Origin of the sequence: Limosilactobacillus agrestimuris (genome assembly GCF_943193105.1) — a bacterium.
Classification (GTDB): domain Bacteria; phylum Bacillota; class Bacilli; order Lactobacillales; family Lactobacillaceae; genus Limosilactobacillus; species Limosilactobacillus agrestimuris.
Genome location: NZ_CALPCW010000016.1, coordinates 21639 through 40923 on the forward strand (window position 1 = coordinate 21639; position 19285 = coordinate 40923).

Annotated in this window: 38 protein-coding genes; 9 read left to right on the forward strand and 29 right to left on the reverse strand. The window is 38.6% G+C overall.

From position 1 onward, the window contains the following. Positions 1 to 691: 691 nt before the first annotated feature. The 17 genes from NFR46_RS08700 to NFR46_RS08770 all read right to left on the reverse strand — a co-directional run bounded on the left by NFR46_RS08700 (position 692) and on the right by NFR46_RS08770 (position 8576). Positions 692 to 1138: a hypothetical protein gene (locus NFR46_RS08700; protein ID WP_251576553.1), complete on the reverse strand. Its 447-nt coding sequence runs from the start codon at positions 1136 to 1138 to the stop codon at positions 692 to 694. Between the two features lie 85 nt (positions 1139 to 1223). Next, positions 1224 to 1691: a hypothetical protein gene (locus NFR46_RS08705; RefSeq protein WP_251576555.1), complete on the reverse strand. Its 468-nt coding sequence runs from the start codon at positions 1689 to 1691 to the stop codon at positions 1224 to 1226. 9 nt (positions 1692 to 1700) lie between these two features. Next, positions 1701 to 2213 (reverse strand): DUF1064 domain-containing protein, encoded by a 513-nt coding sequence (locus NFR46_RS08710; RefSeq protein WP_251576557.1) that lies wholly within the window; start codon positions 2211 to 2213, stop codon positions 1701 to 1703. 109 nt (positions 2214 to 2322) lie between these two features. Beyond that, positions 2323 to 2493: a hypothetical protein gene (locus tag NFR46_RS08715; RefSeq protein ID WP_251576559.1), complete on the reverse strand. Its 171-nt coding sequence runs from the start codon at positions 2491 to 2493 to the stop codon at positions 2323 to 2325. A 3-nt stretch (positions 2494 to 2496) separates the two neighbouring features. Continuing rightward, positions 2497 to 2646, reverse strand: coding sequence for a hypothetical protein (locus NFR46_RS08720; protein ID WP_251576561.1), 150 nt, complete (start codon positions 2644 to 2646; stop codon positions 2497 to 2499). A gap of 91 nt (positions 2647 to 2737) precedes the next feature. Continuing rightward, positions 2738 to 2914, reverse strand: coding sequence for a hypothetical protein (locus NFR46_RS08725; RefSeq protein WP_251576563.1), 177 nt, complete (start codon positions 2912 to 2914; stop codon positions 2738 to 2740). 166 nt (positions 2915 to 3080) lie between these two features. Next, a complete protein-coding gene (locus tag NFR46_RS09410) occupies positions 3081 to 3206 on the reverse strand; it encodes a hypothetical protein (protein WP_277612866.1) in 126 nt (41 codons plus the stop codon). An 11-nt stretch (positions 3207 to 3217) separates the two neighbouring features. Then, a complete protein-coding gene (locus NFR46_RS08730; protein ID WP_251576565.1) occupies positions 3218 to 4030 on the reverse strand; it encodes an ATP-binding protein in 813 nt (270 codons plus the stop codon). 5 nt (positions 4031 to 4035) lie between these two features. Further along, positions 4036 to 4911 carry a hypothetical protein gene (locus NFR46_RS08735; protein WP_251576567.1) on the reverse strand — a complete coding sequence of 292 codons (876 nt, stop codon included), beginning with the start codon at positions 4909 to 4911 and terminating at the stop codon, positions 4036 to 4038. A 3-nt stretch (positions 4912 to 4914) separates the two neighbouring features. Further along, complete coding sequence (locus NFR46_RS08740) at positions 4915 to 5625, reverse strand: putative HNHc nuclease (RefSeq protein ID WP_251576569.1); 711 nt, start codon at positions 5623 to 5625, stop codon at positions 4915 to 4917. 12 nt (positions 5626 to 5637) lie between these two features. Then, positions 5638 to 6222 (reverse strand): DUF669 domain-containing protein, encoded by a 585-nt coding sequence (locus NFR46_RS08745; protein WP_251576570.1) that lies wholly within the window; start codon positions 6220 to 6222, stop codon positions 5638 to 5640. A gap of 2 nt (positions 6223 to 6224) precedes the next feature. Further along, positions 6225 to 6905 carry an AAA family ATPase gene (locus tag NFR46_RS08750; protein ID WP_251576571.1) on the reverse strand — a complete coding sequence of 227 codons (681 nt, stop codon included), beginning with the start codon at positions 6903 to 6905 and terminating at the stop codon, positions 6225 to 6227. Between the two features lie 10 nt (positions 6906 to 6915). After that, positions 6916 to 7410, reverse strand: coding sequence for a host-nuclease inhibitor Gam family protein (locus NFR46_RS08755; RefSeq protein WP_251576572.1), 495 nt, complete (start codon positions 7408 to 7410; stop codon positions 6916 to 6918). Then, positions 7410 to 7538, reverse strand: a complete 129-nt coding sequence (locus tag NFR46_RS09415) for a hypothetical protein (protein WP_277612867.1) — start codon at positions 7536 to 7538, stop codon at positions 7410 to 7412. The genes NFR46_RS08755 and NFR46_RS09415 overlap by 1 nt, the downstream gene beginning before the upstream one ends. After that, on the reverse strand, positions 7538 to 7747 hold the full coding sequence (locus tag NFR46_RS08760; protein WP_251576573.1) for a hypothetical protein: 210 nt from the start codon (positions 7745 to 7747) through the stop codon (positions 7538 to 7540). Before NFR46_RS08760 ends, NFR46_RS09415 begins: the two co-directional genes overlap by 1 nt. 32 nt (positions 7748 to 7779) lie before the next feature. Then, positions 7780 to 7971 carry a hypothetical protein gene (locus NFR46_RS08765; protein WP_251576575.1) on the reverse strand — a complete coding sequence of 64 codons (192 nt, stop codon included), beginning with the start codon at positions 7969 to 7971 and terminating at the stop codon, positions 7780 to 7782. Between the two features lie 335 nt (positions 7972 to 8306). Next, on the reverse strand, positions 8307 to 8576 hold the full coding sequence (locus tag NFR46_RS08770) for a hypothetical protein (protein ID WP_251576577.1): 270 nt from the start codon (positions 8574 to 8576) through the stop codon (positions 8307 to 8309). Positions 8577 to 8651: 75 nt separating this feature from the next. On the opposite strand from NFR46_RS08770, the gene NFR46_RS08775 reads away from it, so the two are divergent. Further along, complete coding sequence (locus NFR46_RS08775; protein WP_251576579.1) at positions 8652 to 8912, forward strand: hypothetical protein; 261 nt, start codon at positions 8652 to 8654, stop codon at positions 8910 to 8912. Here the strand turns inward: NFR46_RS08775 and NFR46_RS08780 are convergent. The 4 genes from NFR46_RS08780 to NFR46_RS08795 all read right to left on the reverse strand — a co-directional run bounded on the left by NFR46_RS08780 (position 8899) and on the right by NFR46_RS08795 (position 10190). After that, on the reverse strand, positions 8899 to 9105 hold the full coding sequence (locus NFR46_RS08780) for a hypothetical protein (RefSeq protein WP_251576581.1): 207 nt from the start codon (positions 9103 to 9105) through the stop codon (positions 8899 to 8901). The genes NFR46_RS08775 and NFR46_RS08780 overlap by 14 nt on opposite strands. Positions 9106 to 9465: 360 nt before the next feature. Continuing rightward, the gene (locus NFR46_RS08785) at positions 9466 to 9690 is read right to left on the reverse strand and encodes a helix-turn-helix domain-containing protein (protein WP_251576583.1); all 225 of its coding nucleotides are present in this window, start codon (positions 9688 to 9690) and stop codon (positions 9466 to 9468) included. Continuing rightward, positions 9677 to 9976: a hypothetical protein gene (locus tag NFR46_RS08790; protein WP_251576585.1), complete on the reverse strand. Its 300-nt coding sequence runs from the start codon at positions 9974 to 9976 to the stop codon at positions 9677 to 9679. The genes NFR46_RS08785 and NFR46_RS08790 overlap by 14 nt, the downstream gene beginning before the upstream one ends. Before the next feature lie 4 nt (positions 9977 to 9980). Beyond that, positions 9981 to 10190, reverse strand: coding sequence for a sigma factor-like helix-turn-helix DNA-binding protein (locus NFR46_RS08795; RefSeq protein WP_338146936.1), 210 nt, complete (start codon positions 10188 to 10190; stop codon positions 9981 to 9983). A 248-nt stretch (positions 10191 to 10438) separates the two neighbouring features. Between NFR46_RS08795 and NFR46_RS08800 the strand changes: the two genes are divergently transcribed. The 7 genes from NFR46_RS08800 (at position 10439) to NFR46_RS08830 (ending at position 14470) form a co-directional block, all read left to right on the forward strand. After that, positions 10439 to 10744 (forward strand): helix-turn-helix domain-containing protein, encoded by a 306-nt coding sequence (locus NFR46_RS08800; protein ID WP_251576588.1) that lies wholly within the window; start codon positions 10439 to 10441, stop codon positions 10742 to 10744. Position 10745: 1 nt separating this feature from the next. Further along, positions 10746 to 11147: an ImmA/IrrE family metallo-endopeptidase gene (locus NFR46_RS08805; RefSeq protein ID WP_251576590.1), complete on the forward strand. Its 402-nt coding sequence runs from the start codon at positions 10746 to 10748 to the stop codon at positions 11145 to 11147. A gap of 49 nt (positions 11148 to 11196) precedes the next feature. Beyond that, positions 11197 to 12192 carry an SHOCT domain-containing protein gene (locus tag NFR46_RS08810; protein ID WP_251576592.1) on the forward strand — a complete coding sequence of 332 codons (996 nt, stop codon included), beginning with the start codon at positions 11197 to 11199 and terminating at the stop codon, positions 12190 to 12192. A gap of 49 nt (positions 12193 to 12241) precedes the next feature. Next, positions 12242 to 12634, forward strand: a complete 393-nt coding sequence (locus tag NFR46_RS08815; protein ID WP_251576594.1) for a hypothetical protein — start codon at positions 12242 to 12244, stop codon at positions 12632 to 12634. Next, positions 12627 to 12890 carry a hypothetical protein gene (locus NFR46_RS08820; protein ID WP_251576596.1) on the forward strand — a complete coding sequence of 88 codons (264 nt, stop codon included), beginning with the start codon at positions 12627 to 12629 and terminating at the stop codon, positions 12888 to 12890. Before NFR46_RS08815 ends, NFR46_RS08820 begins: the two co-directional genes overlap by 8 nt. A 129-nt stretch (positions 12891 to 13019) precedes the next feature. Beyond that, on the forward strand, positions 13020 to 13337 hold the full coding sequence (locus tag NFR46_RS08825; protein WP_191683965.1) for a hypothetical protein: 318 nt from the start codon (positions 13020 to 13022) through the stop codon (positions 13335 to 13337). A gap of 2 nt (positions 13338 to 13339) precedes the next feature. Then, positions 13340 to 14470, forward strand: coding sequence for a tyrosine-type recombinase/integrase (locus tag NFR46_RS08830; RefSeq protein WP_251576598.1), 1131 nt, complete (start codon positions 13340 to 13342; stop codon positions 14468 to 14470). Positions 14471 to 14587: 117 nt separating this feature from the next. On the opposite strand, the gene rplS is transcribed toward NFR46_RS08830, so the two are convergent. From rplS to NFR46_RS08870, 8 genes are all read right to left on the reverse strand, one after another. Then, positions 14588 to 14947 carry a 50S ribosomal protein L19 gene (rplS, locus tag NFR46_RS08835; protein ID WP_251576600.1) on the reverse strand — a complete coding sequence of 120 codons (360 nt, stop codon included), beginning with the start codon at positions 14945 to 14947 and terminating at the stop codon, positions 14588 to 14590. Between the two features lie 113 nt (positions 14948 to 15060). Further along, positions 15061 to 16497: an APC family permease gene (locus NFR46_RS08840; protein ID WP_251576602.1), complete on the reverse strand. Its 1437-nt coding sequence runs from the start codon at positions 16495 to 16497 to the stop codon at positions 15061 to 15063. Positions 16498 to 16509: 12 nt separating this feature from the next. Continuing rightward, positions 16510 to 17268: a tRNA (guanosine(37)-N1)-methyltransferase TrmD gene (gene trmD, locus NFR46_RS08845; RefSeq protein ID WP_251576604.1), complete on the reverse strand. Its 759-nt coding sequence runs from the start codon at positions 17266 to 17268 to the stop codon at positions 16510 to 16512. Then, positions 17268 to 17777: a ribosome maturation factor RimM gene (gene rimM / locus NFR46_RS08850; protein ID WP_251576606.1), complete on the reverse strand. Its 510-nt coding sequence runs from the start codon at positions 17775 to 17777 to the stop codon at positions 17268 to 17270. The genes trmD and rimM overlap by 1 nt, the downstream gene beginning before the upstream one ends. Before the next feature lie 57 nt (positions 17778 to 17834). Further along, on the reverse strand, positions 17835 to 18095 hold the full coding sequence (locus NFR46_RS08855; RefSeq protein ID WP_251576608.1) for a KH domain-containing protein: 261 nt from the start codon (positions 18093 to 18095) through the stop codon (positions 17835 to 17837). 12 nt (positions 18096 to 18107) lie between these two features. Continuing rightward, on the reverse strand, positions 18108 to 18383 hold the full coding sequence (gene rpsP / locus NFR46_RS08860; protein ID WP_003717360.1) for a 30S ribosomal protein S16: 276 nt from the start codon (positions 18381 to 18383) through the stop codon (positions 18108 to 18110). Positions 18384 to 18466: 83 nt separating this feature from the next. Then, positions 18467 to 18679, reverse strand: a complete 213-nt coding sequence (locus tag NFR46_RS08865) for an LPXTG cell wall anchor domain-containing protein (protein WP_251576610.1) — start codon at positions 18677 to 18679, stop codon at positions 18467 to 18469. Positions 18680 to 18725: 46 nt separating this feature from the next. Further along, positions 18726 to 19085: a hypothetical protein gene (locus NFR46_RS08870; protein ID WP_251576612.1), complete on the reverse strand. Its 360-nt coding sequence runs from the start codon at positions 19083 to 19085 to the stop codon at positions 18726 to 18728. Between the two features lie 118 nt (positions 19086 to 19203). Here NFR46_RS08870 and NFR46_RS08875 point away from each other — a divergent pair. Continuing rightward, the coding region (locus NFR46_RS08875) for a helix-turn-helix domain-containing protein (RefSeq protein WP_251576614.1) at positions 19204 to 19285 on the forward strand (82 nt) is incomplete at its 3' end.

Below are 19285 nucleotides of genomic sequence, written 5' to 3' on the forward strand. Positions count from 1 at the left end.
TAATTTCTTGTGCTTCAATATGGAAGGCATAAGACGAGTGAGGTGCTAGCTTCACCTCCAGATATATATTGCCTTCCAATGCTGATGGACGGAATCGAACCGCTCCCGTAGGACGTCAAATCCTACACCTTTATCAGCGTAAACTTACGTAAGGAGTTGTCCCCTTGCCGCAAGTATAATGTGCACTCGTTAAGCCGTTGAAGTTGAGTGCGAACTTCTTTCGTTGTGATTTCAACGTGGTTGCCGTGAGACTAGCAGAGCCGGCTATTTAATACGTAAATTTTAAAGGAGTAATCCTAATTAGCACAGATTCAAAGGAAATTCATCTCTAAAGCCAAACCGCTGTCATTTTAGAATCGAGGTAAATTTGTAAATGTAAAGTTGGTACATGCTAGTCTCAATGCGTAACTATGGTCATCTGCCACCATGTCGTCGGCTTGGTTACCGGATTTACGCAACAATTAACAGAGAGATCCTGAGTCGCTGGTAGTAACTCGTCTACTCCTCTGCCAAAGAGTCCGTGATTATTAAGCAGTTTAAGGACGTGAATGCTGAAGTCATTCGTGCTCGGGTCACAAGTATTTGGTAATTGTAAGTTCAATTAAATTTTTGAACAATACCATAATACGGCTGTTTTCTAGATAAAAACGGCAATAGACCGGCAAACTTTCGGCAATAAACAGGCAATGTTTTACCGCTTAATACGAACAGAATCATCAGGACACATCAATGCACCTTCCCATAGTGCCTGTTCCTGCTTCATTCTGAACGTTCTCTCGCTCATATAGGCGTTATATTGCTCGTTAATGTAATTCATCGTTCTAATTGCTGACCAGTTCTTAATGAAGCGATGAAGGAGAATATCGCCTAAGATTTCTTCTTCCTCTCCCACGCTCATCAATACCTCACAGCACTTGATTCTTGTTTTGTACTGATAAACGGCTTCAGCGTGATTAACGAACTTCTGGTCCGGGTCATGTGGTGTCCCATCATTTGGTTGTCCGTCCATGCTAGGCGACTTCAAACCTGGGAACCGTTGCATTGCTTTAAGCTTGTACTTCTTCCATTCCCTTAGATACTCCTTAAATGCTTCCTTAGTGGCTTCTTTATCCAAATTACCAAATACGCTGTCAACCACGCTCTACACCCCTCGTCCCTTGTGATATAATTGATTTGCTTTTATTTTTATACCAAACCGGGCGTTCCTATTAGGGGCGTCTTTTTTAGTATTGATAGCTTTTAAATGTTTTGTCGTCTATTCCAGTCATTCCATTACGCATCAAGACAAGAGCGTCGATATAGTGAATTGAGTTCTTACCTTGAACGCTGGGGTTTTCTTTACGAAGCTTGAGTATTCTATCAGCGACAGTATTATGACTAAGTTTTAATATCTTACCTATTCGAGTACACCCTAATCCAATGCTATATAGGTAATCTATCTGCACTCCCTTGTCAGTAATACCCCGTTTACCAATCTCACCACGGATATCATTAATCACTCTTGACTCACGACTATCTTCAGTAATTTTAATTCGTCTTCTAAACGCTTTGATAGCCTTTAATCGCCAATCATCGGGAGACAAAATATCTTCAAGCTTTTCATGTGGCTTTCCCCATCCATCAATTCCATAATGGTTGCGCTTATCCAGTGAACGTAATGCTGCTTTGAAATCTTCAGTTATACAATCCATCTTTACCTCCTAAAATCCGATTAAATCATGCACATCATAGTCAATGCTCTTATACACGTTGTAGTAGTCGTAATACGGCTCTCCGTTCTTTCTTCGTCTAACATTCCCGTGTATATCATGACGAGCATATGCTTCTTGAATTCGTGGATTAGTGAAGCCGAATAGTTTCATCTTGAAATCATGCTTTCGAGGAACAACAACTTCAACAGGTAATCCTGTTTTCAAAGAAAATAGCTTAAAACGTAACTTAGCGGCCGTGTCGACTGCTCGTTGATTAATTCCCGTCTTTACATCGTAAACGTGCGCTATGGCTCCCTCGTCGTCAAATACTACAAAATCTGGAGCATATGTAATGCCTCGTTGGTTATATCCACCAACTGGGAACTTATCGACTACCTTGTAGCTCGGATGAACTTTGAATCTCTTACCGCTGCTTTCAATGAAGCGAATAAAGAAATCTCTCTCCTTTTCGCTATCAAAGTCCCAGTCCTTGTAATGAACTTTCTTACCAAAATGATTCACTTGCGACTAATCCTTTCATGCATATCGTCAACTTTAATCGTGGTTACTACTCCCAGCACGAAGCCACCAGCGCCAACGATGAAGATTGCTAGTAAGTCATATATGCTCATTAGTCGTCCTCCCATAGTCCGCTACCCTTACGAACTCCTTTTACGAAATCTTGAAAAAATGTAATTGCAATAAGCGTCTCTTCATCGATTACTAACTTCTCATTTCGATATATTCCTCTACTTGGAACATATTTATAACCTTTACCAAAATCAAATTGTGTTTCTGCCATAAGTTACCATCCCTCTCGCATCTTCCCAGCAATGAAAGCCAGGATAATTACTAGCACTACCGGCAGCAGTACCCAGCCACCAGCAAATTTCATTGTTGTTACTGCGATTAATGCAATTGCAAACCACAGAAACGCATACAACACACTATCCATTTTCTTTACCACTCCTCTAGCCCCCACTTGTAGACACTGCTAAACTCCCTTTGAATAATTAATTGCAATCCAATCACAAGTGGGATAAATACTAAGACCAAGGCAACGTACTTGGCTTAAGTCGAACCCTGAAGCCATCCGCAACTTCGTAGTCATCATTAACGACTACTGCAATGGTTTTGGGGTTCTTTTCGTCTGTTTCGATAATTACTCTCGTCCAATTTTCCATTGGCTTATCAGCGTTATTTGTCTTTTTATCTAAATCCATTAATCCAACTCACTCGCTTTCACTTCAACCACTGGTGGGAACATCTGGTCCACCTCTGCTACTTGTGCGGTCTGCTTTAAGGCGTTAATGCTGATGACCTCGCACAGCTTGCCTTTGTAATGTACGTAACCTTTACCACGTTTCAGGGCTTTCAGTCGTTCGAACCTCATACCAGCTCTACCTCACTCCGCTTCACGTTGAGATTGTGGTCAAGGTCAACTGTCCCATCATCGTAGGTACTAGTCACCTCGTACGTATTGCCTTGATACTTAACTTTTTCTCCAAATAACATGTTCCTGCCTCCTATCGAACATCCACCATGTTCTTGAAAACCACTGTCTTATCAACATCATGGGGAATTAATCGGCTTAATAGTTTCTCGTTATACATCTGTTTCAGTTGGCCCATCGTGTTGTTAGTCGTGATGATGGTTGACTTAATCCGGTGCTTGTTGTTGTCATCATCCTTGATGGTTGCTAAACGAGCATCGGCAACGTTAAAGGAATATTCTTGTAAATCTTTTCGCACTGGCTTGAAGCCACCCTCTGCTTTCATTCCGGCTTCTGTCCCGAAATCATCGAGCAACAACACATCGACTTTTTTCATTGCGCTAATAATGCGGTCTAGCTTTTGCTGGACTTCCCGATTATCAAATCGTTCAGTGAGCAGTAGCGAAAGAGCCATCGTCGATACAAACATTGTCGTCTTTCGTTTAGCATGAACAGCTTCTAGCATTGCTAACGCTAGCGAAGTCTTACCAACTCCAGGAGTTCCCATAAGCATAACGTTGAAGTTATCCGTCAACATTTCTTTAGCTAACGTAAAGCACCGATTGCCAATGTCTTTAGCAGCGTTTACATCCTCTTGCTTGGTAGGATCCCAATCATTAAAAGTGAAGCTGAGCTTTTCATCACCTGAGTACAGGCTGATTGCATCAAAGAAACGCATATGTTGTTGAAATACGTTCTCTTCGATTTCATCATGAAATTCTTTATCTCGACGCTTCTTAAAAGCTTCAATCTCATCGGGAGCAGTCAAGATAACTGCTCCATGTTCCTCAGCCATGCGCTTAATTTCGTCTTGGTGCATGCCAATAATTGGTGCTCCAATGTTCATCTAGCTCACCTCCTGAACCAATCATCATCTTCAAAATTAACTGTCACTGGTTGCTTTCTTCGCCATTCCTTCATAGCTCTTGGAGCCATCGTGTCGTACTGTTTACGCAATTTTGCCGTACTTAAAATGTTCTGTCGCCAAAAGTCATCGTCTTGGCACCAGTCAATCATGTTACGGATCTGCTTGGGCGTCCGTTTATCTCGCTCAATCATCAAACGGATATGGTCTGCCCATTTTTGTTGTTGAGATTCGGTTAGCTCCAGATGGTCAGGATTGTTCTGTTTGATTTTGTCGAACAGATACATAGCCAACTGATACTCAACAGAATCAGGGGTGAATTTTTTCTTTGACTTGTGGGAAGGCGATTTCGACTTGCCACTATTCTCTGTTGTAGTCTTTGATGTAGTCTCTGGTAGTCTATGGTATTGTTTAGGACTATCAGTCCCTTTCTGAGAGGGACTAGGAGTCCCATTCTCAACAGGACTGTCAGTCCCCTTCCTTTGGTCTTGCGAGTCCCCTTCCATTTGGTCAGATTGTCCTAATGCATTGGTCAATTTGTCCAACTCGTTATAGTCAATTGCGTACCACTTGGTACGGTCAAACTTCAGCTTATTTAAATTGTTAGTTAGCAATATTTTTTTGTCTTCTAAATCTTTCAGATAGCGTTGAACAGTTTTAGAAGCAATCCAAGGAAATTGTTTGTGCCATTCATCAACAGTGTTCCGGATCCATTTCCGACCGTCTGCTTCTTTACCAACTTTTGGGTTGTTTAACCAGTATTGAATCTGTTGAAGAATCAACGCTTTATCCGAATTTCCCAGTGCTTTAGCTAACGTTGGCAAGAATTGTAATGGTTGCTCGTTAATTAACAGCTTGCTCATCGTCTATCCTCCTTCACCATAATTACCTTTAATTTCTAGTTTCTTTAAATCTTCCTCACTTAACTTGATACCAGGTTTAGTTAAGTGATACTTCTTGCAGAACTCACTAGGACCAATTTTGTGGTATTCCGTATGATGAATCCTACATAGCGCCATTACTCGGTGCTTAGTGTGATCCACCTTTGTTCTGTCTCTTCCCATGCCCACCGTGTCGACATGGTGAATATCTGCATGCTGTCCGCAAATTAAACAGCTCTTATGCGTTACGCTTTTATACTGGAAGTGCTCTTCGTTTCTCGGTAATAATTCATAGCCCTGTTTAACCGGAACCTCATTGTCGAAGATAAAATCAATCACATAATCGATTAATTGCTTAGCATCACTCATACTATTTCTAGAGCCATCTTTTAAGCTGATTTCTTCCCCACAATTCTTTTCCCAGTAAAGATTATGAAAATATTCATCAATAATTTCTTTGTTTTCGCCAGACCATTCAACGATATCGCCAAGCAATGCATAATAGAAATGACGTTGTAATTCGCTGATTTCACGATTATCAATAAAGGTGATCATCGCAGGTACTCCTTGAATGTTACCGTCATTAATGTTTGCTACATGTTCCCAGTTAACTTTTTCTAAGAAATCATTTATCCCGTAACATTTGCCATTCTTTTCTTGAACATAAATGTTAGCCGGAACTTTCATTGATGGCATTTGTATCAATCCTTAGAAAGGCAATTGGCTGTCATCAATATCAATTGGTGCACCGTCACCACCGTATGGTTGTGCTTGCTGTTGATTAGTGTTGTAGTTGTTATTACTAAATCCACTATTAGTATTTTTGCTTGGATAATTACTATTGTCTTCTGGTCTCTTTACCCCATTTGGCTTGCTTCCACCATCTAATGGAGCGCCATACCCTTTAACGACTAGATAATATTGTTTGTTGTAATCCGATTGTTGCCAATCAACTGTGATAGAGATATGCCGATTAAGAATTGAGGTTAGGATTTCTTGAATGCTATTAGGTTCATAGTTGTCCGGTGCACCGCATGCCACTAAAATCGTGTTGAAGCGCTTGATACTCATATCTTTCTTATCTTGATCGCTATCATCCCAAACCAGATTGTCATAGCGGATTTGTCCTCCCGCATAGTCACCATCTTCTACTTCATAATTGAGTACCAGCATAGGCTTCTTGCTTCGGCTTTCCTTAGCTACTGAACTAGGCAAAATTTTAACGTTGTATTGCCCTGCTTCCTCAACAAACTTTCCCATGATATTGTTATGATTTACTTTGAATAATCCCATGATTAAGCAGCTCCTTTTTCTTTTGGTTCTTCTTGTTTAGGTTCGATTAATTCTTCTGCATGAAATTTCTTTCGCTCATCAATTCGGTTCTTACCGTGATTGCCACTTTCTGGGTTGCAGTCAATCCAGCGTTGGTCATCTTCAACGTACAAGCGTCCGACAAAATCAAACACGCTAGTAAAGGCGTTGAACGTTTTCTCGTTCATATCAGCACCATAGCGTCCTGCTCCGGTAAGTCCTCCTGCACCGTTATCTACTTGGTGTGCTGTTGCATAAACAGTGATATTACTTTGCCGTAGAAACATTGCCATGTTTCTAAACCACGACTGTAATTTTTGATAATTCTGTCGATTATCTTTAGAAGCATTATCAATATTTTCTAGAACTAAATTTTGTAATGATGAAATATTATCTAAACAAACAACTTGATACTTATTGTTTTTAATGTCTTTTCCTAAAAATCCACTTACTAGATTTTGGATATTCGGGGCATCTGAAGATTCAAATATTCTAAAATCAGTATCTTCTTGTCCTCTCAATGGATTGGTTGACATATCAAAGCTATAAATAATCTTTTTCCCATTGAACTGTTTAAGCAGGCTTGTCTTACCTGTTCCACCGTCTCCATAAATAAAGTACATGTGTGGAACTTCTGGAATTTCTCCAGCTTTATAGAACTTCATGATGAACACCTCACTTGTCCAATCGAATGACTACTTGTTTTTGACCGCCTTTGACACCGGATAAGCCATTGATGATTTCTCCGGTATCATTCAGAACCACCTTGCCATCATCGGTGATAGTAGTTGCTTCCTTGATTTTTGCTTTGTCTAATTCAGTTACGGTCTTAGTTAGTTCACTTGGTAATGACTTCATCACCTTCTGCTGGGTACTCTTACTTCCCCACTTCCAACTATCTTTTGTAGTTCGCGCTTGAACGTTACCCATTGAAGTTGTTACTGATGTTTGACCATTCTCGGTATCAATGAATCCAAGTAGCTCTTGTTTAAGTCGTTCATTATCTTCTTCAAGTTTGCTTCGCTTGTAGGTGTAGAAATCTTTTACCTCTTGCAGTTCAGAACGTTCAGACTCATCAATTGCTTCAAGCTTATTTTTGTTAGCCTTGTATTCTCGTAGACGCTGATTAATAGCCGCTGCTTCATCGAGTGCATAATCGATCGTTTCCATCAGTCTTCCTCCTCGTCTTTGTCACTGTAGTAAGTGCCATCATCGTATGGTTCGTGGTCAATCCAAGGACAATTAGGCATTGATTCGCTATCGTCCTCGAACCACTTATCCCAATTAATGTTATTCATTAGATCCACCCCATTTCTTCGGCAAATCGCTCATCAAAAGAATCTGCTAGCAGATAATAAACTTTGATGCGTCCTATCTGGGTTGGAGTAGTCTTAACCTTAGCTAGAGCAAGCTCATCAGCTAACTCTTTCCGATAAGCGTCACGCTTACCCATATAGTAAGCAGCCTTTAATGGCATATCTTTAATTGCATTTAGCATGTTTTCCATGATATGATTACCTCGAATAATGTTTATTTAAGTTATTTATTTTGAGCGTCGGCGTTACCAGCACCGTCGCTCTTTTTTTGATCTAAATAGTTGAGTAGCAGTAGTAGTGCATAAATCATCGGGATAAACAATGCCCCGTCATATGCACCGATTGAACCGCAGTAGCACATCCAAGCGCCTAGGGCGAATGCTATCAACCGTGAGTGCAGAACTTCGTTAATCATGACTTACACCTCCTTCCTCTGTTACTTGATTTGTATTCTTTAGTCTTACTCGACGGGTTTGTATCGCCCCAACACTTCGTTTTATCTCTTGCGACAAATCCCTGTCGGATAATGTACTGGTTAAAACCTTTTTATCTTCCTCAGAAGTCCAAGAACGGGATTGGAACATTCCTGCTCCGGTTTGCTTCCGATACCTTCTCTTTTGGATAATTTTGGTTTTTCGCCACTTATCTAAATTCTTGTACTTGCTTTTTCTCAGCATTTTTATTTTTTCCTTCTTGACAACTGTTAATTAGCACAATCAACATTGCGATTGCTACCGCTGTGAAAAAATACTATCTTCGCCATTGCATTTCCTCCAAAATCTTTAAGTGTGGGTCTTGATGAGCTTCGTATTGCTTCTCGGAATAAAATGATTCGAATTTCTGATATTCCTTCAAATCAACTCGCCCATCGAAAAGGAAAACTTTTCTCCATTGTGGGTAATGCTCCTGTGCCCAAGTTCTTCTTCTCCAAAATGTTGTTTTTGACATCGGCTTGTTATGTTGAACACTCCATTCTTTTCTAAACTCTTCGCTGGTTAGCTGGTATCTGAATGGACTCATATGACCGCCTCCTTATTGATTTATTACCGTCCGAACACGTTTGATATAATCACCTACTAGAAAGGTGGTGATTACATGGATAAAGAAGTTAAAAGTTGCATGATTGACTTACTTCGATTTCTCAATAGCGACACCTACAAAAATGTTGAAAATTTAGCAGGTGTCGAGATTAGTCACAAGTACTCAAAAAAGATAATTGATTCCGCTGCCGAACAATTAATAGATAATGGTTATGTTCTAGGCGGTAAAAGTAAAAACAATTCTGAAATTAATTATTTTGAAACTTGTGTTACTGATAAAGGAATTCAATTCCTTAAACAAATTAAGGAACATTGATTACTTCCCAATCATCAGCTTCAAAATCTTTACTACCAATCTCAACATTTTTATCGAACATTATTTTTCCTGTTATTAATCCTTTTGGAGTATTGATTAATACAGGTTTTAAAATTGCATCATTTAACTTCCACAATTTTCGACAAGCGACTTTACTGTTGCTTGTCTTTTTTAATGCTTTACTTAGTTTCATCTCTCCGCCTCCTTGGTTAGCCGTATCGTTTTTTGGCTTTCTTTTTTAAGGAAAGTCTTATAAAATTAATTAGTTCAAAAAATTTCTTGAAAAAGGAGTTGGTCATAATGACCCAAGTTTTGAACTTTACTGTGTCTCAATAAGCAAACAAACCAACGGTCTTTAGCTGGTGGGCCCTACTCGACGGAGGTTAAACGGATAAATACGTATTTGATACTTTTCAAATACTAGTCAGCGTAAGGCTTTAGTAGCTTATATCAATAGCAGTGCTGGGCGACGATACCAGTTAATTATTGATGGTTAGCCCGTAATAGCTTGTAGACTTTAATAATTTCGCAGCCTTTTCGAGTACGGGATCGATTAGGCTTTTTCTTTTTTAAAAAAGTTATTCATATCCACTTTGGGAAAAACTTGCTTAAATCGTGAAAGTACATCAAAACTTGGTTTAACAAAATTTCCTTCTAATTTTGAATAATGTGACAATGAAACTTTCAATTTAGACGCCATGTCTTCTTGACGCAATTTATATTGTTTTCGGATAGTTCTAAATTCGTTTATCTTCTCCGCCTCCTTAGTTAATCTCACTTGAAAAGTTATCCCTTTTCTCCGCTAGTTCATGGAATACCATTCTCGCTAAATCGACTTGACTTCCACTCAGCTGGTCAATTTGACTTATTCCTGTCACAAATCGAATTGCACCATAGATAAAATTCTGCTGTGTTGAAAAACTTCGACCCATCATTCTATGTGAATGACAATAATTTGTAATTTCTTTGCGCAAATCAAGCCATTCTCTACTGAGTTTGGGCTTACGATGCTCAAGATATTCTGTATATTCAGTAAACTCTTTCGCAGTCATCTCTACTTTCATAGCGTTACTCCATTCCAGCATAAGCAGCAAACTTCTTACGCCATTCGTCTGACTTTTTGCCGTGCTGTTTTTCAGCAACAATTGAACTTACATACATCTTCGATAACCCAAACTTAGTAGCTATTGCTTGCTGAGTTGAAGGCTGTAGTCCAGCTTTTTTATTTCTTAAAAGCTGAATTGTCATTCGCTCTCTATACGTAAGATTTGGCATCATCTCACCTCACTTAGTTATTTTTCAAATATGATTGACTTTAGTTAGTTTTTAGACTATTCTTAACTTAAAAAAATAAGCTTACATATAAGTTATTTATTTTTATTAGTTCTTTTAGTCTTTTGACTATTGCCAACTTATGTAAGTGCCTGTCAATCAACTTACAAGTAATACTATAATAGCCTTTTGACTAATTGTCAACTAAAATATTAGTTTTTTAACTATTAAATTATTCGAAAGGCCCTACAAAAATGAATTTAGCAGATAGAATTAAAATTTTAGCAAAAAAACACGGGATAACTATCGCAGAATTAGAGCGAAAAACAGGAATTTCAAATGGACAAATATCCAAGTGGAATGTTAGATCGCCTAAAACTGAAAATCTTGAAAAAGTCGCTAATTATTTCCATGTGTCATTAGATTATCTAACTGGAAATACTAGTAGTAATAGAACTGCTGATCTAGACGATGACGATGTTATTTTCACCTATCAAGGAAAGCCACTATCCGACGAAGATAAGGCGCTGATTAAAAGGTTAATGAACGGGAAGGATTAGTATGAATAACTTGATCTCTTATTTGATCAATTACGGATTTGACCAAGGAATCTCTTCAACTTTAACCGAAGAACTTCCACCAGATTTCCCTTCGAGTGCTAGTAGTAAATATCAAAAAGTGTTAATCAATATGAATTGGCGCAATAAATGGGAAGTCCCTTTCTCGTTCGCTCATGAATTAGGACATTTAATTAATCGCGATAAAGGCATTAACTACTATCACTCACCAACTGTGCACACAAAAACAGAATATCGTGCTAACTGCACTGCAATCGACATTCTACTCTCATATTGTTATGACAATGATATTGAGATTAACAATCCGATTATTTTTTGCAAACAATTCGGAATACCCTTCAATCTCGAATATATTGTCAGCCTTAAATTGAAAAATATTATGTAACATACGTCCAATCGTGATCGACGTTAAAAGCTATTGGGAGAAAATAAATATGTCAGAAAAAAATGAAGTTTCCAAAAATACCGAATCAAAAAAAGTTACTAATTATAATGAATATCATTTAAATAATGACGTTTCATATTATCGTAAATATACAAACTATCAATGGATTACTGGTGCTATAACTGTTTTACTTTTACTATGGAATCCCTTTATTGCCGTTATCTTTTGGATTATTACTTGGAGTTTAGAGAAAAAAGTAAAAGTTTCTCCAGAGAATGAAAGTATTTGGTTTACTGTTCCTAAAGAAGAATGGAAGCAATATAGAGAGTCACACAATATTCCAATTTACAAACAGTATTCTAAAAATCATGCAGCAAAGTTTGATAATGATGTTACTAATGAAAAAAAGATTGAGGCTAAGGATCAACATAATCAAGAACTTCAAGCCGAATACCAGAAAGCTGTCGCACCATTTAAAAACGACGGGGCAATAAAAGCTGGAAGATATTATTTTGATCCACATAGAGAAGAAATCTTCATGGATACAACATTACTAGATAAAACATATAAGATATATAAATTCTCCGACATTGTCAGCTTTACTCCCATTGAAGAAGGACATAACGAAACTAAAAAGCATGGTATTACTCGTGCAGTAGTTGGAGGAGCTATTGCCGGAGGGGCTGGTGCTGTTGTTGGTGCTATGACAGGTGGTAAGAATTATGATTATATTAATAAATTAGGTGTAGTCATTACTTTTAAAAACAACGAAAATATTCGATTGATACTCCTTGATGCAAACTTTAAAAAAGGAAGTTTCGTTGCTAATAGTTACTACCAAAAATTCCACGATGTTTGCGGAGTTCTAGATGCCACGATTAGTAAAAACACCCAACGCCTGCAACTAGAACAACAGAAAAAGCTTACGCATTCTCAAAATATATCCACTGCTGATGAAATAGAAAAATTTAAAAAGCTTATGGATAACGGTGTAATTACTCAAGGAGAATTTGAAGCCAAGAAGAAACAATTATTAAACTTATAAATCTCAAGCAAACTAAAACCACAATTTTTCTGAGAAAGGACGTGAAAACTTGAAATTATTTCTTAACACTGTGTTTGTCACAAAACATAAAGAACGTATCCCTATCATGTTCTATAAAATAAATAATCAACCATTCGAGGTTGATATTCATGTCCAATTAATTGACGTTGAAATTAGTAAAACTCACACCATTCACGTTAAAGTTACTAATAAGTATACGAATGAAATTATTTTTGAAGGTGACCAGAGTTTTAACATGGAAAAAGAAGGTAAGAAGCCGGAAGGTTACGAAAACGTAAATGCAGGTATTGCAGAGCTAGGTATCCCCTTGTCTATGAACCCTGATGAGATTAAAGGAGTGAATACTTTGAATATTGAAGTTACAATTGAAGGTAGTAAACAAACTGTTCAATTGTTTTTAGCAGGTGATATAAATGGCTGAACTCAAAAATCCCAAAGTTGTTCACCCTGATTTCACCTCTAATGGATCTGGAGGTAACGGAAATATGGATGATAAATATGTATCACGCCGTGAATTTGAAAGTACAGTTAAAAATTTAGATCGAAGATTTGATGAAACAAATAGTAGAATCGATAGATTAACTACTGCTCTCTACTGGCTTGCTGGTATCGTATTCACCGGCATAATTGTTCCACTACTAATGCTAATGATTAAGGCCTTATTTCTATCCAAATAGATTTACTTAACCCCGTCGAAATCGACCGGTTTAAAAGAAATGAAAAATAAAAAGAACCGCCCCACTGGTATTTGTGGAGCGGTTTAAAAAGAAAGCAAAAAGAACATATGTACGAAAGGAAGTCTTTTTATGAATAAAGAGGAATTACTAGAATATATTGGTAACAACTCAACTGCTGTTGCTAACTTCAAAGATAAAGTTAGAGCAGATCAACAAGTCAAAAATAAAAAGCGCCAACCAGCTAAACGATGGAATGACGCACGGATTGAACGGCAAGTTGATAAGTTCACCGATCAATTTATTGGAAATATTTACGACAAGCTCGCTCGAGCAATTAAAGCTAACAATCATACCCCTAAGGAAAAGTGGATTAAGTTTATCGAAGAAAATGAACTTTTAGATGATTTGGAAGAATCCGTTAGCATGATTGATTTTGAGGAGGAATAATTATGTGGAAGCAACAACGAGATAAGAAGTACCGCTTCTTTGAGCAATACAAAGACCCACTGACAAATAAACAGAAAACCGTAAGTGTAACCATGAATGACGATAAGAAGAAGACCGCTAAACAGGCTCAAATAATACTTAACAATAAAATCAACAAAATAATAAGCCGAGTTAAGCGAACTACTTTGATTCATAATGTTACCTTCGAATCTTTACTCACCGAATATCTTGATGATGAGAAGAAGCGAGTCCGTCGTTCAACTTACTATAACCATATGACTATGAAACGAACTCTTCTAAGCATGCTCCCTCCAGATTCGTTAGTTGAAAATATAACATCATTGGTTATCTCACAGAAATTAGAAGAGCTTATGTATGGTGACAGAAAATTATCTAGCGGTTATGTATCAAAGTTCAAGTATTTCTTACACTCTATATTTGATTATGCTGTCGAACACTCTTATATCAAATCTAATCCCGTAAACGATGTCAAAATAAATTACAAGTCCCCTATTAGTGGTCAACAAATACAAAATAAATTTCTGGAAGAAAGCGAAATGAAGGCCTTGCTCGATTACACATATAAGCGAAACAAGAACTATGCTCAGCTATTTGAATGGCTTTACTTAACAGGCTCAAGGATTGGTGAAGCAACTGCCCTTAATTTTGATGATGTCTATAAAAAGGATGATCATTGGTTCGTAAATATTGACGGTACCCTCGAATATAACCATATTAAAATATCTCAACAAAAGAAAAGTGAACATACAAAAACAGCCTCATCTACAAGAACCGTTATTCTTCCAGAAAAGGCCGTTAAAATATACTTTGATCGTAAACATAATCATAATAGCAGAGATTTTATCTTTTGCACGCAAAATGGAACACCAATTCAAACCTCAGCTGTAAATTCCTTTTTACGTACAGCAAAAAATAATCTCAAAATCGACAAGCCACTAAGTAGTCATATTTTCCGTCACACTCATATTTCAAAATTAGCAGAACTCGGTGTTCCCCTATATGTAATTCAGAAAAGAGTTGGGCATAGTAACGGAAATATTACTCGACAGATTTATCTTCATGTAACGCAAAATGTTATTAATGAGGAGGCAGCTAAACTTGATAATTTGTAGAAAAACCTACCAAAAACCTACCATTAGCTTTTTAGTTATTATTTTTTTGCTCTATTTATTACCCCAAATTAAATTTAAAAACAAAAAGAACCCTTGCTACACAAGGGTTCTCTCTTACTACTTGTCGCGACGCTTTTCAGCGATACGAGTAGCCTTACCAGTACGTTCACGTAAGTAGTACAACTTAGCACGACGTACACGACCATGACGAAGAACGTCAATCTTAGCAACACGTGGTGAGTGTACTGGGAAAGTACGTTCAACACCAACACCGTTACTGATCTTACGAACAGTGTAAGTAGCACTGATACCAGCACCGTGACGCTTGATAACGATACCTTCAAACATCTGAACACGTTCACGTGAACCTTCAACGATGAGCGCGTGAACCCGAATAGTATCACCGGCACGGAATTCTGGAATATCATCCCGTAATTGACTTGCAGTAATCTTTTCGATTAACTTGTTTTGACGCATAAAAATTCTTTCCTTTCGCCGACATTCATGTCCGATGTGGGCAGCGGAATACCGTTTCTTATGGCTAAATAGCCATTTATTACTATACTAGCTTTTACTCTCCCTTTCAAGGGTTATTTTGGTTGATGTTCTTGATTAATCACTGAATGACGGATTCCATAAACCAAGTAAATAATTAACCCAATCAGGAACCAAAGCGCCATCATAATCTTTGCATCAGCGTTTAACCCCCAGAAAATTATCAATGAGAACAAAGCAGAGATTGCTGGCAATACTGGGTAACCGGGCATCTTGAATTGGGCTTCCGGAAGATCCTTTCCTTCACGCGGACGGAGCGCATAGATGCCAAACGAAACAAAGATAAATGCCACTAACGTCCCAGCCGAAACCAGTGTGGCTAAGAATGTAAACGGAAATACGGATCCCAGGATCATTGCCAAGAATGTAATCATCCATAAAGCTCGGTTAGGCACATGTTTTTTATCAACATGCCCTAATCCCTGAGGAAGAAGGCCATCGCGACCAAAAGCATAAATCAACCGTGATGATGCTAGTAGAATCGCAATCAGTGCGGAAAAGATACCGACAATGGCCACGATGGATAATAAGTTAGCAGTAACATAGTGTTCTGATTGTCGTAATGCCCAGGCAGCCGGTTCAGCGTTATTCGCGTAACGACTATATTTGAACATCCCAACAAGGACCAGCGAAACCGCAATAAAGAATCCAGTCCCCAAAACAAGAGTCCAGATTAGGCCACGTGGCATTGTTTTCTGGGGATTAATTGTTTCTGCAGTGTTTGCCGCAATCGCATCAAAGCCGACATAGGCAATAAATATCTGAGCAGTTCCGGCAAGGATCCCCTGCCAGCCGCCAAATGATGTTCCTGCAACGTGTGGCGGAATAAACGGGGTATAGTTTTGCGGGTGAATGGCGGTCATCCCCACGACAATAAACATCAGAATGACTAATAACTTCACGCTTACAATCATATTCTCGATCCGACTAACCTGGTGGACACCACGCGAAATGAGGATTCCTACAGCCAAAATCGCAATCGCTGCTAAAATATCGACATACGAACCCTGGTGTGGATTAAAACCTCCCGTCAATGCCACTGGCAATTTTACACCAAAGCTTGCCAGGAAGCCCTGCATATAAGCAGACCACCCAGACGCCACAAAGGCAACTGAAATAAAGTACTCGGCAAGAAGAGCCCAGCCGGCAATCCAGCCAAAGAATTCACCAAAGAGGACATTAATCCATGAAAATGCTGAACCAGCAAATGGCAAGACTGATGAAGTTTCCGCATAGGCTAATGCGGATAAGCCAGCACCAATTGCGGCAACGATAAAGGCTAGAGGAACGGCCGGACCAGTATGATCTGCCGCTACAATCCCAGGTAAAGTAAAGATAGCTGTACCGACAACCATCCCGGTTCCTAGGCCAATTAAGTCAATTGTCCGGAGACTTGGAGTTAATTTAGCATCTTTACTCCGGTATAGTGCTGGATCTTGCTTCCAAAAAAGCCGTTGAATAAACTTCTTCATTAAAACTCCTTCCTAATCCGGAACATCCGGATCTTGTTCGAGTTTCAAATCTTCCAGCATCAGCCGTTGCTCATGATTCAACTTAGCCGTTTTTAACAAATCGGGGCGTCGTTCAAGTGTCCGCCGCAACGATTCACGTTGACGCCATTCCTTAATCTTTTGGTGGTTTCCACTAGTCAAAACTTCTGGAACCTTTATTCCACGAAAATCTGCTGGCCGAGTATATTGTGGATATTCAAGCAATCCATTACTAAAGGAATCGCCCATTGGTGAAGACATATTTCCTAACACGCCTGGAACAAAGCGCACTGTCGCATCAATCATTACCATCGCAGCTAATTCCCCACCAGTAAGGACATAGTCACCTAATGAAGCTTCATCTGTTACAAGATTGCGAATTCGCTCATCGTATCCTTCATAATGACCACAAATAAAGGTAAGGTGCTCTTCTTGTGATAATTCTTGAGCATATTCTTGATCAAACTTTCGTCCAGCGGGATCCATTAAAATTACCCGTCCCTTTGGATATCGTCCTTTGGTTTCCTCGTCGATTGCAGACATTGCGTCAAAAATTGGCTGTGCTTGCAGGAGCATTCCCGCACCACCACCAAATGGCGTATCATCAACCCGATTGTGTTTGTTGTCCGTGTAATCCCGAAAATCGGTAACTTTTATATCAAGAAAGCCATTATCCTGGGCTTTACCAATAATTGATTCACCTAGCGTTGCTTGGAACATATCAGGAAATAAGCTTAAAATATCAATCCGCATTATTCGAGGCCCTCCAATAATTCAACTTTAACTATGCCGTTTTCAAGATCAACGTTTTTAATCACGTCATCAATCTTTGGCAATAAGAGATCTGATTGGTTAGGTCGTTGAACAACCCAAACATCATTAGCACCAGGTGAAAGGATTTCCTTAATTTTTCCTAATTCTCGACCATCAACAGTCTTGACAGTCAAACCAATGATTTGATGATAGTAATAACTACCGTCTTCAAGCGGCTGTTGATCATCCTCACTAACCATTAACTTATGGTTACGAAATGCTTCAACATCATTAATATTGTCGTACCCTACAAACTTAACAAGAAGTGAGCCCTTGTGTGGCCGTGCAGATTCAATTGTTAAGTCTAATGGCTCTCCTTGAGATTCATCTAAATATAATTTTGCACCCTTAGCAAACCGTTCATCGACAAAGTCAGTAGTCGGAATCACCCGAACTTCACCGCGAATTCCATGGGTATTAACAATTTTTCCAACATTATAGAATTTCATTCAATTTTCTCCCTAAAATCGACAAAAACTCCCACAGATTAGTGTGGGAGTTTTATGTTAGTGACGGTGGTCATTTATTAGTAACCGGACTTTTTTTGAATTGGAGCGTCGTGGACGTGCTCCTTCAACGACCGTACGCAGCGCTGAAGCAATATGTCCCTGTCGCCCAATTAAGCGACCAACATCTTGGGGATGAACATCAACAACGTATCGTTGAAAACGATCATCTTCAGATTGAGTAATTGTTAGATCATCCGGATGTTCTAACAACGGGGTTACTAAACTACGAACCAGTCCTTCAATACTTGTCTCAGTCATGACTAAACATCACTACTTCTTAGCATACTTTGATTCGTGGAACTTCTTCATAACACCGGCCTTTTGAAGCATGTTACGAACAGTGTCAGAAGGTTGCGCACCCTTTTGTAACCAATCCATGATGGCATCTTCGTCAAACTTGATTTCCTTAGGAGTGGTCAATGGGTTGTAAGTACCTAAAGAGGTAATGAAACGACCATCACGTGGTGCACGTGAATCAGCTACAACAATACGGTAGAATGGACGCTTCTTTGAACCCATACGCTTTAAACGAATTTTAACGGACATTCTTTGCACCTCCCTGTAAATTTCTTAACAGATAATAATATACCAGTCTTCCAAAAGAATGTAAAGTATTTTTTCTTGACAGGCTAAATATTTTTCTTCTTTTTGAATCCGAGACCTAATGAAGCCATCAATGCTGTAAAGCCAAGTGCGATTATTCCCTTACCAGATTGTGAACCAGTTTGTGGTAACTGCAATTCTGAAGAAGGTTGATTCTTCTCAGTATTTTGAGTTGTTGGACCACTTGGTTGAACTGGTGTTGTTGGCCAAATAGGATTCTCTGGATTATTTGGTACCACTGGTTGAACAGGTTGTGGTTCAGGATTGGTTGGAATGCTTGATTGTTCAGAATTTGGTTGCGGTTCTGGCGTTGGTTCGGGTTTGTGGATTAGGGGATGGTTGAGGCTTATCTGATTTAGTTAAATAAACCATATATTCTACATAATCATCATGAGGAAAGGTTAACTGAGGTTCTTCACCAATTTTACTAATAGGTGTTTCACCAGTCTTTACTTTACCATTTGCACTTTTTTCTATGACATTATTTTCATCTTTAATTCCCTTATAGGTAACATAATTTGTTACTGGTGGAATATAAATATCATCAAATGAGCCTTCTGCTTTAAAAGTACCGCCTTCTACTGTATCACTAACAAATTTTACATACCTATTTACCTCAGAAATTGGACTATTACTATCGTTCATTTGGTCTCCATTTTCATCTGGCGAATTTACAATTGAAATGCAACACAAAGTAAAAAAATAAACCCATACCGGGTAGAATATGTTTAACGACCAAATCAAACAATTCGAGGTACCCGGTATGAGCTATAAACATCTTACTATAAAAGAACGTGAAATGCTTATGTTTTTACGAGCTAAGGGTTTATCTATCCGGGCTGTTG